We start from the raw sequence: 15455 nt of genomic DNA, 5'->3' as shown, positions 1-15455 counted from the left end.
GCCGTGACCTGCAGAAAGAGGATGTGACACAGCTTCTCAGCACCCGCTGACCATCCCACCCGCCGGTGCTGCGGCCCGCCACCACATGGCAGGCCGTAGGACCGGGGCAGCCCGTGGGAGTTGACGCCAACGTCTGGCGCGACGGCGCGAAGCCCCGCCCTCCAGCGTGATCTTGAGTTCTAGCGGTCGTCGCAACACCCCAGCTCAAGGGGTGCGATGGACTTCGAGGTCAGTGGTTGTCCATACCGTTGCCCGACAGGACGGGAATCTGGTCCAAGATGTGCTGGATCGGCTCGTCGTCCTTGGGCGGGAAGGGGTTCTCGGTGCACAGCTGGATCTGCGGAGCCGACAGGATCGGGATGTCCTGGACGGCGATGTTGATGAGGCCGACGAGGGAACCGATGTTGGCCTTGACAGGAACACCGAGACAGGGCTTGTTCAGCGCGTCGTGCTCGGCACGGGTGTCGTTGAGACTCGTTGTGCCGCCGTGCTCGCCGACGGCCATCGCCTGAGGAGCGATGCCCAGGAAGCAGACTGCGAGCACAGTTACGACGATCATTTTCTTCATCATGATCTGTTTAACGCCCTTCCGGGGCCTCCGTCACGGTGGGGCGCGCTGTCCTTGACCATGGTGACCTTCGGTTCCAGGGCCACAACCAGGTCTTGGAACCGAAGGTCACGCGACGTAGCGAATTGACCAACTGCATCGCTTCAATGCCGGGGACGAGGCGTCTGCGCTGATCGGGCCTACAGCTCGATGTCGAGCCATTCCACGTCGGTGAACTCCACCCCGAGGCCGTGCGCGCGGCTGTCGTTGGCGCGGAAGTACATCTGGGCGAGGCCGTCGGCCGCGAGCTGCTGGAGCTGCCGTTCGCCTGCGCCCTGCTCGCGGGCGGTGAACAAGCGGTCGGCCCACTGGGGCGGCAGGGCCTGGGTGATGTCGCGGATCCGGGCGTCGTCGGTCGTGCCCCCGGCGGCTTCGAATCCGAACCGGGCGCGGGTGGAGAGGACCAGGCCGTCCGTGGACGCCGCCTTCTTCCTCGCCTTCGCGCGGGTCTGCGGCTGCTACCGCTTCTTGACCTCGCGCTCCAGGCGGCCGCGCAGCTCCTGACGGGGCCGCTTGAGCTTGCCCGAGACGTACCGCTCCACCGTGCGCTGGGAGATCCCGAGCGCCTGGGCGGCGGCCTTGGTGCCCTTGAGCTGCTTGACCACACATGGATTGGCGGTGAAATGAGGCCGCCCGAGTGTGATGTGGCTGTCGGACGACGTCAGAACGTCAGTGGCTGGCGACACGGAATGAGACGCTGCCGGCATGGTGCGCATGGAAGAGCACCGAGTCGTCGAGGTCGGTGAGGACCGCAAGACTGGGAGACTGAATGATCATCGCCTGGAGCGGTTGGGGTTGGGTGACATTCCCGATCCTCATACTGGGGCTGGTAATCGGCAGCGCAGTTGGCGAGGACCTCGCCAACAACGAGAATCTAGGTGGAGCAGTAGGAGGCTTCGTCTCATGCCTGGTGCTCTGGTTTTGGGGCCGCCACCTCAACAGGTACGGCAGGGAACACACGATGTGGGCCGTGCCAATGCACTGGTGGGGCGTGACTTTCATTCTCTTTGGTGCTGGGACAGGCTTATTGGTCGCGCTGTATCCAACCTGAGCACAGGGAGTCCCGGGTGTCTTCGTCGCCGGGTCAATCGCCTGGGGCATGTCGCCGACGGCCACCGCCCCGACGGCTACGACGTCACCGGCTCCGTCATCTGCCTCATCGGGATGGGCGTCCTCATATACGAGCCCCACAGCCACTGACACTTCCGCTGTCGGAAGCACTGACACTCGCGTGTCGCCCGACATGGAGCTCATCGGCGCGGGCCGCGATCCGGGCGGCTTCGCACAGCTCGGCTTCCCGCGCGACGCCGCGGCCGCCGCCGAACGAGCGGGTGTTCTTCGAGACCGAGCGCCACCGCATCAAGAACTTCATCGAAGGGATCCTCCTCGCGCACCAGAAGAAGACCCCGGACGATCCCTACATCCGTACCGTCATGGCCCAGATCGGTGCGATCGAGTCCACCCCTGGGCTGCTGGCCAACCTGGAGTGAACCCGAAGAGGGAAGGCAACGGGCCGCGACCGCACCGCAGTTGGCTCCTGCCCCACCGGTCGCGGCCCAGACCTCCTCATGCTCCCTTGCTACCGCTACCCCTCCGACACCAGCGACCTGGAATGGTTCCTGCTGACACCGCTGCTGCCCGTTCCCGCATGTCAGACGCCAAAGGGCGGCGCACCCGAGAAGTGGCCCAGGCGTCGTGTGGTCGACGCGATTCGCTACATCACCGATAACGGGGCGAAGTGGCGCGCGCTGCCCGCCGACTTCGGCATCCCCTGGCGCACCTGCTTCGGCTACTTCGCCCGCTGGGCCAAGGCCGGCGCCCTCAAGCGGATCCTGGACCAGCTCCGCCGACGGCTGCGGCTGCGCCGTCGGCGTTGTCCGTGGCCGGTGCGGGTGATCGTGGACTCCCAGTCCGTCAAAGGTACGGAAACAGTGTCGAACGCGACGCGCGGATACGATCCAAATAAGCACATAAATGGGCGGAAACGACATCTGATCGTTGATCAGGACGGCTTGCTCGTCGACCTGCTCGTCACCCCCGCCGACGTCCAGGACCGCGACGCGGCCCGCATCCTGCTCACCCGCCTGAACGCCGAACACCCCGAAATCGTCCTGGTCTGGGCGGACAACGACTACGGCGGCGAGGAGTTCGCCACCTGGGCCCGGGACACCCTGGGCATCACGATCAAGGTCGTTCCCCGTCCCAAGGATGCCAAGGGCTTCGTTCTGTTGCCCAAGAGGTGGGTGGTGGAGCGGAGCAATTCGTGGACGATGCGGGCCCGGCGCAACGCGCGGGACTACGAACGGCTCATGTCCCACGCCGAAGCCCATAGCCAGTGGGCGTTCATCACGCTCATGTCACGCCGCCTGGCCCGGCCCCGACGCCAGGCCGAGACGTTGCCAGCCGCCCTCACTCTCGCCTGAAGACCAGGACGCTGCCCTGCCGTTCGGATGTCCGCCCATCGACGCCCAACCGAACGGCAAACAGGATCACCGCCACGGATCAAGCCCGTGACCTGCAAAAGGAGATGTGACACAGCTTCTGAATTTCGCCGCGTAATGTCGCAGACGAGGGCCGCTGTGAACTGCGGCGACCGGCGCCTGTGGTCCGACACCACGCAAAGATCCTCAGTAGTCCCTTCGGTCTCGCACGAGTAAGAGGCTCCGTACGGTGATCCCCGCGCCTACGGGTTGGTCCCGTGCCGGCGAACGGGTGAGCGCGCCCATATTGTGATCCCCGCGCATGCGGGGTTGATCCCACCCCCGAGCGCCGACCGGGATTCTCACCAGCCGCAGGCCGATCGAGAAGTGTCCGTCGCCGTTCATTCAGGGCGGACCATCGATGCATGATCACCAGCCCACACCACACCCTGACGCCCCGCATAGAACCGAAAGAGTAGCGGGAGGCGTGGGAGTCCCCTGGGACTTCCGGCTGCATCAACGGGCATGAGCGTGAAACACCCGAAAGACCATTCCTGCTGGTCAACGCGGTGCGACCACCCATCGCAGCAGGTTACGGAGCTGCCTGCTCTCTTCCGCGACAAGTGATCCCTGACGGGACGCCTGGTCATTCTGCGCGGTTCCTCACAAGATCCCGCAATAGCGCGGCAAAAGTCTCGACTACATCGGACCATCGAGTGGGCTTCTGATCTGGACCTTGCGGCTACCTGATGACGTATCAAAACGAGCGTCAAATGAGCGTCGCGAGCGTCATTTCAGCGTCAGGATATCGCCCGTAACGCCCACACCGCACATCATGCACACCAGAGAAACCGCAGGTCAGGAGGCCTTTGCGGCAGGCTCAAGGATCGCGATCCCTCGCGGGATTCGAGTCCCTCCCGACCTCGCTGCGGGAACTCGGCCAACGGGTGCCGTGCGTCACGGAGAGTAAAGGACCTGCCGGGCAGCACGACGAAACGGGCGGGCGCAGCGAATGCCGCGCCCGCCCGTGTACGCGGTGCGGCCGGACGAGTTCGTGGCGGCCCGCAAGCCGCGCAGAGGATCGCCGCGCTGCGCCGGCCGACGCTCGCTGCCTGGGTCTCAAACCGGTTCGTCCGTGACCAGCCTGCCGAAGTGCAGCAGCTCCTGGCCCTGGGAGAGACGCTCCGGGAGGCGCGCCGCACTCTCGACGCGGGCAAGATGCGGGAGGCCGGCAGGCAACAGGTGATGGAAGCGACGGACTACTGGCGCGGGGCCTTCTGCCTGCTGGAAGACGACCTGAACGTGACCTGGTCAACGCCGCGCGCCAAGGGCGTGCCCGGCCGCAAGACGGATGTGGCCGGCGCCGCATGGCTGTGCCGCCTGGGCGAATAGTTGGCCGGCCGTCACGGACGCGCCTCGCGGCTTACTGGTGCGCGGACTTGACGCGCTTCTTCCCCTTGTGAGGCTTGCTGTGGTAGAGGCGGATCCGGAACATCTCACCAGTCGTTTGAGCACTCCACGAGTACATCAGCGCTCCCTTGCAGGTGTCCAATACTGATTGGCACTGGATAGCGAGCTTCCCGGTATAGTGCCCGCATGGATCTGCGCCGACTGCGGTATTTCGTCGCGGTGGCCGAGGAGGGCAACGTCGGCCGCGCCGCACGTCGGCTGAACATGTCTCAGCCGCCGCTCAGCCTGCGCATCCGGGAGCTGGAAGTTGAGTTGGACTGCGCGCTCTTCGTCCGCGGCCCGCGGGGCATGCGGCTGACGGGGCCCGGAGAAGTGCTGCTTGAGGAGGCGTACGCGCTGCTCACCGCAGCGGAGCGCGCGCGAGAGCGGGTTCGGGAGGCGGCGGGTGCGCGGAGTCTGCGGGTCGGTCTGCTGGGCCCGGGCGAGGTGGCGCTGTCGGCGTCCGTCGCGGCGGACTTCAGGAATCGCCATCCGGGAGTGACGGTCCACCTGCACCAGGGCAGCCTGGCCGATCCGACGATCGGGCTGGCCGACGGGCTGGTCGACGTGGCGATCACCTGGGCCCCGTTCGACGAGACAGGGCTGTCGACCCGGACCGTGTACGAAGGTCGTTGCATCGCCGCGATGCGGACCACCGACCCGCTGGCGGCGAAGTCGCAGGTGACTCGCGACGACCTGGAAAGCTGCGCTTCCGTTCGGCTGCCGGAGACCGTGGATCCGCTCTGGCGGGCTTTCTGGCAGCCGACCGCTGTCGCCCGCGGCCCAGAGGTGCACTCGCTGGACGAGTGTCTGCATGCGGTGATGTGGCAGGGAGCCATCGCGCTGGTGCCGGGCCGCACTGCCCAGCTGCACGCGATCGACGGGATCACCTACCGGCCGGTTGAAGGCGTGCCACCCACCCGGTTGGTGCTCGCCTGGCGGCGGGGGAACGGTTCGGCGTGGGTGCGGGCCTACGTGGACATGTTCGGCGCGCCGCACTGGACGTAGTGCCGTCAAGCCGTTGATCGGGGCTTGATCCCGGGGCTTGGTCTGAGACAACTTCATATGCAACAGGGGCAGTTCGCCACGAAAGGCGCAATCTTTCGGACACTCAGCGTGACGGTTATATCGTTCTCATATCCTGTCCTGAGGAGATCTCGACAGGAGCGTAGGGGCGGTCGCGACTACGGTCGGCCCGCCCTGCCGAGGGCTGCCGCAACACTCGTGGCGATCGTCCGGGGCGGGCCTCCGGGTCGCCGTCTCCGGGGCGCGTCGCAGCTGTGTGGCCAGCACGTCTCCCCGCTCATCCGGATATCGCGACGACTCCGATATCGACTCTTCCGGAGTGGCTTTCCGCGGGGGGGTCCACATTAAGCGGAATGCGCCCTCCGTGCCGTGCCGAATATCGGGTACCCCTCCGTGAATCGTCGTGCGCGCGCCAAAATCAACGTCACTCGCTGTAATTTTCCTTGAGCAGCCTTCGCTCTGGTGTTAGCGTCCAGCGGACTACTGGGATTTGCTGTTTGATCTCCACGGGGGGCGCTTGATCGTGACCAGTGCTGCGTTGGCGAAGCCATGTCCGGAAAATGTTGATCCCGAATTTGCCGTTGCCGTGATCGGACTCTCTTGCAGATTCCCGAAGGGGGAGAATCCAGGGGAGTTCTGGCGATTGCTGCAAGGCGGCAAAGACGCTATCGGCGCGCCGCCGTCCGATCGCGCAGAGCTTTCACGGCCTTCCGGTGATGTTTCCTTGCGTGGCGGCTTCGTGGAGCGAATAGCCGAATTCGACGCTCCGTTTTTTTCCATCTCGCCCCGCGAGGCGGCGGCGATGGACCCGCAGCAGCGGCTCATGCTGGAACTCGCCTGGGAAGCACTGGAAAAGTCGGCCATTGTGCCGGCCGGCATCCGGGGCAGTCGAACCGGGGTGTTCGTCGGCGCGATTTCGGATGACTACGCGACGCTCACGCACGGACAGGGTCCTGACGTTTTGAGCGGCCACACCGTCACCGGGCTGCACCGGGGTATCATCGCGAATCGGATCTCCTATGCTCTGGGCCTGTCAGGACCCAGCATGGTGGTCGACACCGCTCAGTCATCCGCGCTGGTCGCAGTGCATCTGGCCTGCGAGAGTCTGCGTCGGGGGGAGTCCGTCCTGGCCCTGGCCGGCGGAGTCAATCTGAACCTGGCCGCGGCGAGCACGGATGCCCTGACGGCATTCGGCAGCCTTTCTCCCGACGGTCGATGTTATGCCTTCGATTCCCGGGCCAATGGCTATGTCCGGGGCGAGGGCGGCGGTCTGGTGGCATTGAAACTACTACGCGACGCCATCGCCGACGGTGACCGGGTTCTCTGTCTGATCCGAGGCGGGGCGGTGAACAACGACGGCGCGAGCAAGTCGCTTCCCACGCCCAACGGTGAAGCGCAGGAGCGAGTGATCCGCGAGGCCTTCCAGCAGGCTGAGGTCGCACCGGGAGATGTACAGTACGTCGAAACTCACGGCTCCGGCACCAAAGTGGGCGACCCCATTGAAGCCGCCGCCCTCGGCGCGGTCTTCGCGGAATCCCACACGGCAGGCAACCCACTCCTGATTGGCTCGGTCAAGACCAATATCGGGCATTTGGAGGGCGCGTCGGGTATTGCCGGACTAATCAAAACCGTATTATGTATCAGCGAGCGCGAGCTGGCTCCGAGTCTGAATTTTGATACGCCGAATCCACTCGTACCCTTCGACGAGATGGGACTGGCGGTTCGGACGAGCACCGGCCCCTGGCCCCGGCCCGACCAGTCCCTGATCGCCGGAGTGACCTCCATAGGTATGGGCGGCACCAACTGTCACCTGGTGCTTTCGGAGTGGGCCGACGAGCCCGTCGCGGCGGGAGACGGACCGGACGACGGACCGGACGACCGACCCGGGCCCGTTCCGTGGCTGCTCTCCGCGCGTGATGACGCGGCCCTGCGCGCCCAGGCGGCCCGGCTGTGCGAACACCTGCGGACCCGCCCCGATCTCGGCCTGTCCGCGGTGGGCCGGGCCCTCGCCTCTGACCGTACGGCCTTCGGACGGCGCACGGTCCTGGTGGGCGACGACCGGACCGGGCTGCTGGCCGCGCTGGCCGCGATCGCCGACGGTGGCACCGCCCCCGGCGTGGTGACCGGCGCGCATGCCGGCCCACCCCGCCGAGCGGTCTTCGTCTTCCCCGGCCAGGGCTCGCAGTGGGCGGGAATGGCTGCGGAACTGCTGGACTCCTCGCCGGTCTTCGCCCAGTGGATCGGCGACTGCGACCGTGAACTCCGCCACCACCTGGACTGGTCCGTCATCGAGGTGCTGCGCGGTCACCTGTCGGCCCCCGGCCTGGACCGCGATGAAGTAGTACAGCCGACGCTGTGGGCGGTGATGGTGGCCCTCTCCGAGCTGTGGCGGTCGGTGGGGGTGGAGCCGGCGGCCGTTGTCGGGCACTCCCAGGGTGAGATCGCCGCCGCGACCGTGAGTGGGGCGCTGAGCCTTGCCGACGCCGCCCGGTTGATCGCCCTGCGCGGCCGGACCATGAACCGGCTCGCGGGCCAGGGCGGACTGCTCGCCGTCGCACTGTCCGTGGAACGCGTCCGCCAGGACATCGCCGGGCAGCCGGGGCTGAGCGTCGCGGCCGTCAACTCACCCGAGATGACCGTGGTGGCCGGCGATCCCGAAGCCCTCGACGGACTGGCCGCCCGCTACGGCGAGGCGGTCCGGACCCGCCGGGTGCCGATCGACTACGCCTCGCACAGCCCGCACGTGGACATTGTCCGCGATGAACTGCTCGCGGTCCTGGGCGACATCACGCCGCTGGCCGGTCAGGTGCCCTTCCACTCCACGGTGACCGGCGGTGAGCTGTCCGGCGAGGAACTGGATGCCCCGTACTGGTTCCGCAATCTCAGGGATCCCGTGCGGTTCGAGCCGGCGATCTCGGGCCTGCTCGCCGAGGGGCACGAGGTCTTCATCGAGATGAGCCCGCACCCGGTGCTGGCCTTCGGAGTGCAGCAGACCGCGGAGGCCGCCGGCGTGCCGGCCGCCGCCGTGGGCACCCTGCGGCGCGGCGAAGGCGGCCTGGCCCGGTTCCTGCTCGCCGTCGGTGAGGCGTTCTGCCACGGCGTCGACGTGGACTGGACCGCGGTGCTGCCCGCCGGCCGCGGCCGGGCCGAACTGCCGACCTACCCGTTCCAGCGGCGGCGGCACTGGATCGACGGACAGCGCCGGGGCGCGACGGCGCCGTCCGTTCCCGGGACCGCCCAGCCGGAGCCGGAGCCGGACCCAATGACCGAGCCCGCGCGGTCCGGCGCCCGGCTGACCGGGCCGGCGGCGCTTGAGCTGGTCCTGGCGCACAGCGCCGCCGTGCTCGGCAGCGGTTCGTCCGCCGAGGTCCCGCCGCGACTGACGTTCAAGGATCTCGGATTCGACTCGTTGATGTCCGTCGAACTGCGCAACCGACTGGTCGCGGCGACCGGCCGCCGACTGCCCACCGCCGTGGTGTACAGGCACCCCAGCCCGGCGGAACTGGCCGAGGCGCTGATCGCCCCGGAGCCCGGGCCGGCGATCAGCGCCGGGACCGGATACCGGCACGAGCCGATCGCGATCATCGGGATGGCATGCCGGTTCCCGGGCGGGGTGTCCTCACCGGAGGCGCTGTGGGAGCTGGTCAGCCAGGAGCGGGACGCGATCTCCGCCTTCCCCGCCGACCGCGGCTGGGACCTCGACGGCCTGTACGCCCCGGACGCGACCCGGCCGGGGAGTTCCTACGTCCGTCATGGCGGCTTTCTCCCCGGCGTCGGCGATTTCGATGCCGAGCTGTTCGGGATCTCACCGCGGGAAGCTGTCGCGATGGACCCGCAGCAGCGACTGCTGCTGGAGACGTCCTGGGAAGCCGTCGAGCGGGCCGGGCTGGCCCCCGCCGATTACCGGGACAGCCAGACCGGGGTGTTCGCCGGTGCGATGCCCAGCGACTACGGGCCGCGGCTGCATCAGGCCGGGACGGGTGTCGCGGGCTTCGGACTGACCGGTACCACCTCCAGCGTGATCTCCGGCCGGATCTCCTACGCGCTGGGGCTGCGGGGACCGGCGGTCACGGTCGACACCGCCTGTTCCTCCTCGCTGGTGGCCATGCATCTCGCGGCCCAGGAGCTGCGGTCCGGCGGCTGCGAGCTGGCGCTGGCCGCCGGGGTGGCGGTGATGTCCACTCCCGGGATGTTCGTGGAGTTCTCCCAGCAGAGCGGCCTGGCCCCCGACGGCCGGTGCAAGCCCTTCTCCGCCGCGGCCGACGGCACCGCGTGGTCGGAGGGCGTCGGCGTACTGGTGCTGGAGCGGCTGTCCGACGCCCGGCGCAACGGACACCGAGTACTCGCCACACTGGTCGGCAGCGCGGTGAACTCCGACGGCGCGTCCAACGGACTGACGGCGCCGAACGGCGCGGCGCAGCACCGGGTGATACAGGCCGCGCTGGCTGACGCCGGGCTGCGGCCGGACGAGGTGGACGCGGTCGAGGCGCACGGCACGGGTACGGTGCTGGGCGATCCGATCGAGGCCGAGGCGCTGCTGGCCGCTTACGGCCAGGGGCGGGACGGTGAACCGCTCTGGCTCGGCTCGTTGAAGTCGAACATCGGGCACGCGCAGGCGGCGGCCGGTGTCGGCGGCGTGATCAAGATGGTCATGGCGCTCCGGAACGAAGAGCTGCCCCGTACCCTGCACGTCAGCGAACCGTCCCCCCATGTGGAGTGGTCCGACGGCGCGGTGTCACTGCTGACGGAGGCGCGGCCATGGCCGCGTGGCCGTCGGCCGAGGCGGGCCGGGGTCTCCTCATTCGGGATCAGCGGCACCAACGCGCATGTGCTGATCGAGGAGGCGCCCCCGGTCGAGGAAACCGCTCGGGCCGGAGAGAACGCGCCGGTAGCGGCGGTCGCGGCGGGCCGGGGCGCTCCGCTCTGGGCGCTGTCGGGCCGGACCGAACCGGCGCTGCGGGCCCGGGCGGCAGCGCTGCTCGACGCCCTCGGTGAGGGACAGTCCAGGCGCGGGCTCGCCGACGCGGACACCCGGGACCTCGGCTTCGCGCTCGCCACCACCCGGGCGGCCCTGGACCACCGGGCGGTCGTGCTCGGTGCGGACCGCGAAGACGCCGTCCGGGCGCTGACCGCGCTGACCCGCGGTGAGCCCGACCCGTCGCTGATCGTCGGTCAGGCCCGTGCCCAGGACCAGATGGCCTTCCTGTTCACCGGCCAGGGCAGCCAACGCCTCGGCATGGGCCGGGAGTTGTACGAATCCGAGCCGGTGTTCGCCGCCGCGCTGGATGCGGTAACGGCCGAACTCGACCCGTTGATCGCCGCGGGCCTGGCACCGGCCGAGCACGCCCAGCCGGTGCGGGAGGTGATGTTCGGCGACGCCGAGGCGCTGGATCGTACCCGTTACACCCAGAGCGCCCTGTTCGCCCTGGAGGTCGCGCTGTTCCGGCTGCTGGAGCACCGGGGCCTGATGCCGGACCAGGTGCTCGGGCACTCGATCGGCGAACTGGCCGCCGCGCATGTCGCCGGAGTGCTGGACCTGCCCGACGCCTGCCGACTGGTCTCGGCGCGGGCCCGGCTCATGCAGGCGCTGCCGGGCGGCGGCGCGATGACCGCGATCCAGGCATCCGAGGCCGAGATGGCGCCGCTGCTGGCCGGCCGGGAGCACGAGATGAGTCTCGCGGCCGTCAACGGCCCGGCCGCCGTCGTCATCTCCGGAGACACCGATGCGGTGGCCGAGATCGCCGACCGGTTCGCCGACGCGGGCCGCAAGGTCCGGAAGCTGACGGTCAGCCACGCCTTCCACTCGCACCGGATGGGCGGCATGCTCGCCGAGTTCACGGAGATCGCCGCCGGCCTGCGGCACGCCGAACCCCGGATCGGTCTGGTATCCACGGTGACCGGTCGGCCGATCGAGCCCACGCCGGAGTACTGGGCCCGGCAAGTCAGGCAGGAGGTGCGACTCGCCGACGGCCTGGAGACTCTGTACGCCTTGGGCGTGCGGACTTTCATCGAGCTCGGGCCCGACGGGGTACTGTCCGCGCTCGGCCAGGACTGTCTGGACGACGACTCGGTGGTGTTCCTGCCGGCGCTCCGCCGCGACCGGCCCGAGGAGCGTACGGTGGCCGCCGCGCTGGCCGGGGCGCATGTGCGCGGCGCGACACCGGACTGGACCGCGGTGTTCCCCGGCGGTCGTCCGGTCGAGCTGCCGACGTACCCCTTCCAGCGCCGGCGCCTCTGGCTGCCGAGCCCGCCCGCCGGCGGCGAGGTGTCCCGCCTAGGGCTCGGTGGCACCGGGCATCCGCTGCTCGGGGCGGCCGTGGAGCTGGCCGGGTCGGGCGAGGTGGTGTTCACCGGCCAGGTCTCCCGGAAGTCGCCCGGCTGGCTCGCGGATCACGACGTGCTCGACGGTGTACTGCTGCCGGGCACGGCGTTCCTGGAACTCGCCGGCTGCGCCGGCACACAGGTCGGCTGTCCCGGGATCGAGGAGCTGACCCTCACCGCGCCCTTGCCGCTTCCCGAACACGGAGCGGTCCAGTTGCAGTTGACGGTGGCCGCGCCCGACGACGAGGGCCGCCGGGCACTGACCGTGCACGCCCGGCCGGACGGGGGCGAAGAGCCCTGGACCCAGCACGCCAGGGGCACGCTCCGGGGGCAGGCGGCCCCGGCCGCTCGCGGGCCCGAAACCTGGCCGCCGGCCGGCGCGGAGCCGGTCCCGCTGGACGGCTGGTACCGGAACCTGGCCGACAACGGATACCGGTACGGCCCGGTCTTCCAGAGCCTGCGGGCGCTCTGGCGCCGGGGCGAGGAGATCTTCGCCGAGGTCGCGCTGCCGGAGATCGCCGATGACGCCGGATCGTACGCTCTGCATCCGGCACTGCTGGACGCCGCACTGCACGCGAGCGTGGCCGACACCCTGGCCGAGACCGGCCGGCGGGTGCTGCCGTTCTCCTGGAACGGAGTGTCGGTGTGGCAGCGCGGAGCCCGGGCGGTCCGGGTCGCGGTGTCCCCGCGGGGTCCCGGCGCGATGGCGCTGACCCTCACGGACGAGTTGGGCGGGCCGGTCGCCGAGGTACGGGAGCTGGTGCTGCGGCCGGCGGCGAGCGGCGCGAGCGTGAGCGAGGCGCTGTACCGGCTGGACTGGCTCCCGGCGCCGGCCGGCGAACCGGGCGCCCCGGCACTGGTCGTGGAGCTCGGCGACACGGACCTGGGTCTTGGACCGGGCTACCCGGACCTGACGACCCTGGCCGCGGCACTGGAGGCCGGTGAACCGGCTCCGGACCTCGTGTGCGTACCCATGTGGTCCACCGTACCCATGCGGTCCAACGTACCCATGTCGTCCCAAGGCTCGGCCGTGCACCGGGGACTGGAGCTGTTGCGGGAATTCCTGTCCGACGACCGGCTGGCCGGCTCACGCCTGGTGCTGGTCACCCGGGGGGCGGTCGCCACCACCGCGGATGCCGACGTGTCCGATCCCGCGGAAGCGGCCCTCTGGGGGCTGGCCCGCTCGGCGCAGACGGAGCACCCGGACCGGGTCGCACTGCTCGATGTCGAGTCACCGGCCGACTGTGCCGGGGCACTGGCGCTGGTCGCCGCCGAGCCGCAACTCGCGGTGCGCGGCGGTGAGCCGCTGACGCCTCGGCTGGTTCCGGCCGACACGGCCGGCGAGCTGGTCCCGCCGTCCGGGAGCCGGGCGTGGCGACTGGCGTTCACCGAGCCGGGGACCCCGGCCGAGCTGACCCTCGCGGCCCATGAAGAGTCGCTCGCTCCGCTGACGTATGGCCAGGTCCGGATCTCGGTGCGGGCGGCCGGCGTGAACTCCCGGGACGTACGGAACATCCTCGGGCTGTACCCGGGCGAAGCGGGGGCCCTCGGCGTGGAGGGAGCCGGCGTGATCACCGAGGTCGGGCCCGGGGTTTCCGGCCTGGCGGTCGGAGACCGGGTGATGGGCCTGTTCCCCGGGGCTTTCGGCCCGGTGGCGATCGCGGATCAGCGGCGGGTCGCGGTGATGCCGGCCGGCTGGACGTTCGTCGAGGCGGCCTCGGCACCGCTCGTTTTCCTGACCGCCTACCACGGGTTGGTCGACCTGGCGGAGCTGCGCGCCGGAGAGTCCGTGCTGATCCATGCCGCCGCGGGCGGAGTCGGGATGGCCGCCGTACAGCTGGCCCAATGGCTGGGCGCCGACGTATACGGCACGGCCTCACCCGGCAAGTGGGAGGCGTTGCGCGCCCTGGGCCTGGACCAGGACAAGCTGGCCTCGTCGCGGAACCTGGACTTCGAACCGGCGTTCCGCAGCGCCACCGGGGGCCGGGGGATGGACGTCGTACTCGACTCCCTGGCCGGCGAGTTCGTCGACGCCTCGCTCCGGCTGCTGCCACGCGGTGGCCGCTTCATCGAGATGGGCAGGACCGACCTGCGCGATCCGGGCCGGGTGGCCGACGAGCACCCCGGGGTGGACTACCGGTTCTTCGACCTGCTGGAGGCGCCGTCCGAGCGGATTGCCGACATGCTCACCGAGGTACTCGCCCTGCTGGGCAGTGGTGAGCTGCGACCGCTGCCGGTCACCACGTGGGACGTCGGCCGGGCGGAAGAGGCGTTCCGGTACGTCAGCCAGGCGCGGCACGTGGGCAAGGTGGTGCTGACCCTGCCGACGGCGCTCGACCCGACCCGTACGGTGCTGATCACCGGAGGCACCGGCGGGATCGGCCGGCAGCTGGCCCGGCATCTCGTCACCGCGCACGGCGCCCGGAAGCTCCTGCTGGTCAGTCGGCGCGGTGGCGAGGCGCCGGGTGTGAGCGAACTGGTCGAGGAGCTGAGCGGGCTGGGCGCGGCCGTCACCGTGGCCGCCTGCGATGTCGCCGACCGTGGCAGTCTCGCGGAGCTGCTGGATGGGGTGGACCTCACGGCGGTGGTGCACGCCGCCGGCGTGCTGGACGACGGGGTGGTCACCGCGCTCACCCCGGAGCGGCTGGATGCCGTGCTGCGCCCGAAGATCGCTGCCGCCCGCCATCTGGACGAGCTCACCGCGGACCGGGAGCTGACAGCGTTCGTACTGTTCTCCTCGATCATGGGCGTGGTGGGGGGTGCCGGGCAGGGCAACTACGCGGCGGCCAACGCGTATCTGGACGCTCTCGCCCAGCGGCGGCGGTCCGCCGGGCTGCCGGCGGTCGCCATGGCCTGGGGGCTCTGGGCCGATCAGGACGGCATGGCGGGGACCCTCACCGACGCCGACCGGGCCAGGATGGCCAGGACCGGCCTGGTGCCGTTGTCGATGGAGGACGGTCTGGCGCTGTTCGACCTCGCGCTCTCGGCGAAGCCGGCGATGGTGGTTCCGGCCCGGCTGGACCGTACGGCGCTGCGCGGCCTGGGCACGCGGCTGCCACCGGTCCTCCGGGGGCTGGTCCCGGCCGCGGACGCGCGCGTGACACCCGCGGCGCCGGTCACCGGAGCGGATTCGCTCGCGGCACGGCTCACGGAGCTGACCGGAGGGGAACGGGACCGGGCCCTGCTGGATCTGGTCTGCGGGCACGCGGCGGCGGTGTCCGGGCTCGACGCGGCGGAGGTGGCCCGCTCCGGCCGGACGTTCATGCAACTGGGGTTCGACTCGCTCACCTTGGTCGAGCTGCGCAACCGCCTCAACTCGGCCACCGGGCTACGGCTGTCATCCGCCGTGGTCTTCAACTATCCGACACCGCCGGAAATGGCCGCACACCTGGCGGCGGAGCTCGTACCGTCCGTCCAGCCGGGCCTCGCCGCACTTGATCAGCTGGAGGCGGCGCTGCGCGGCGGGGTCGGCGATGACGACACGACCGGGCAGATCGTGGACCGGCTGCAGGCACTGCTGGGGACCCTGGGCGCGGCCCGTACCCCGGCCCATTCCGCCGACCTGGCGACGCTGGTGGCCTCGGCGTCGGCGGACGAGTTGCTCGACCTCATCGATCAAACGTTCAAGTAAG

The 15455-nt window shown here is 69.8% G+C and carries 8 protein-coding genes and 1 pseudogene; 6 read left to right on the top strand and 3 right to left on the bottom strand.

All coding sequences use genetic code 11. The features are described 5' to 3' along the window. Positions 1–229: 229 nt before the first annotated feature. The 3 genes and pseudogenes from ACIHCQ_RS41050 to ACIHCQ_RS41040 form a co-directional block, all read right to left on the bottom strand. Positions 230–568, bottom strand: coding sequence for a rodlin (locus tag ACIHCQ_RS41050; RefSeq protein WP_399674106.1), 339 nt, complete (start codon positions 566–568; stop codon positions 230–232). 179 nt (positions 569–747) lie between these two features. Beyond that, a pseudogene (gene tpg / locus ACIHCQ_RS41045) lies at positions 748–1053 on the bottom strand (telomere-protecting terminal protein Tpg); the annotation flags it as partial. Between the two features lie 12 nt (positions 1054–1065). Further along, positions 1066–1293 (bottom strand): hypothetical protein, encoded by a 228-nt coding sequence (locus ACIHCQ_RS41040; RefSeq protein WP_399674105.1) that lies wholly within the window; start codon positions 1291–1293, stop codon positions 1066–1068. Positions 1294–1376: 83 nt separating this feature from the next. Here ACIHCQ_RS41040 and ACIHCQ_RS41035 point away from each other — a divergent pair, with 83 nt between their 5' ends. From ACIHCQ_RS41035 to ACIHCQ_RS41010, 6 genes are all read left to right on the top strand, one after another. Then, the gene (locus ACIHCQ_RS41035; RefSeq protein ID WP_399674104.1) at positions 1377–1658 is read left to right on the top strand and encodes a hypothetical protein; all 282 of its coding nucleotides are present in this window, start codon (positions 1377–1379) and stop codon (positions 1656–1658) included. A gap of 280 nt (positions 1659–1938) precedes the next feature. After that, positions 1939–2097 (top strand): hypothetical protein, encoded by a 159-nt coding sequence (locus ACIHCQ_RS41030; RefSeq protein WP_399674103.1) that lies wholly within the window; start codon positions 1939–1941, stop codon positions 2095–2097. Positions 2098–2175: 78 nt separating this feature from the next. Then, on the top strand, positions 2176–3030 hold the full coding sequence (locus ACIHCQ_RS41025) for an IS5 family transposase (protein ID WP_399674102.1): 855 nt from the start codon (positions 2176–2178) through the stop codon (positions 3028–3030). Positions 3031–4179: 1149 nt separating this feature from the next. After that, a complete protein-coding gene (locus ACIHCQ_RS41020) occupies positions 4180–4419 on the top strand; it encodes a hypothetical protein (RefSeq protein WP_399674101.1) in 240 nt (79 codons plus the stop codon). A 204-nt stretch (positions 4420–4623) separates the two neighbouring features. Next, positions 4624–5484 (top strand): LysR family transcriptional regulator, encoded by an 861-nt coding sequence (locus tag ACIHCQ_RS41015; RefSeq protein ID WP_399674100.1) that lies wholly within the window; start codon positions 4624–4626, stop codon positions 5482–5484. A gap of 541 nt (positions 5485–6025) precedes the next feature. Next, positions 6026–15454, top strand: a complete 9429-nt coding sequence (locus tag ACIHCQ_RS41010; protein WP_399674099.1) for a type I polyketide synthase — start codon at positions 6026–6028, stop codon at positions 15452–15454. Position 15455: the final 1 nt, after the last annotated feature.

It is taken from the genome of Streptomyces sp. NPDC052236 (genome assembly GCF_044548015.1).
In the GTDB taxonomy this organism is placed as follows: Bacteria; Actinomycetota; Actinomycetes; order Streptomycetales; family Streptomycetaceae; genus Streptomyces.
The sequence above is the reverse complement of the archived record's forward strand: the minus strand, read 5'-3'. Positions and strand labels throughout refer to the sequence as shown.

Coding starts and splice junctions, on each gene's coding strand:
- ACIHCQ_RS41015 (WP_399674100.1), top strand. CDS start 4,624: ATGGATCTGCGCCGACTGCGGTATTTCGTCGCGGTGGCCGAGGAGGGC.
- ACIHCQ_RS41050 (WP_399674106.1), bottom strand. CDS start 568: ATGAAGAAAATGATCGTCGTAACTGTGCTCGCAGTCTGCTTCCTGGGC.
- ACIHCQ_RS41035 (WP_399674104.1), top strand. CDS start 1,377: ATGATCATCGCCTGGAGCGGTTGGGGTTGGGTGACATTCCCGATCCTC.
- ACIHCQ_RS41025 (WP_399674102.1), top strand. CDS start 2,176: ATGCTCCCTTGCTACCGCTACCCCTCCGACACCAGCGACCTGGAATGG.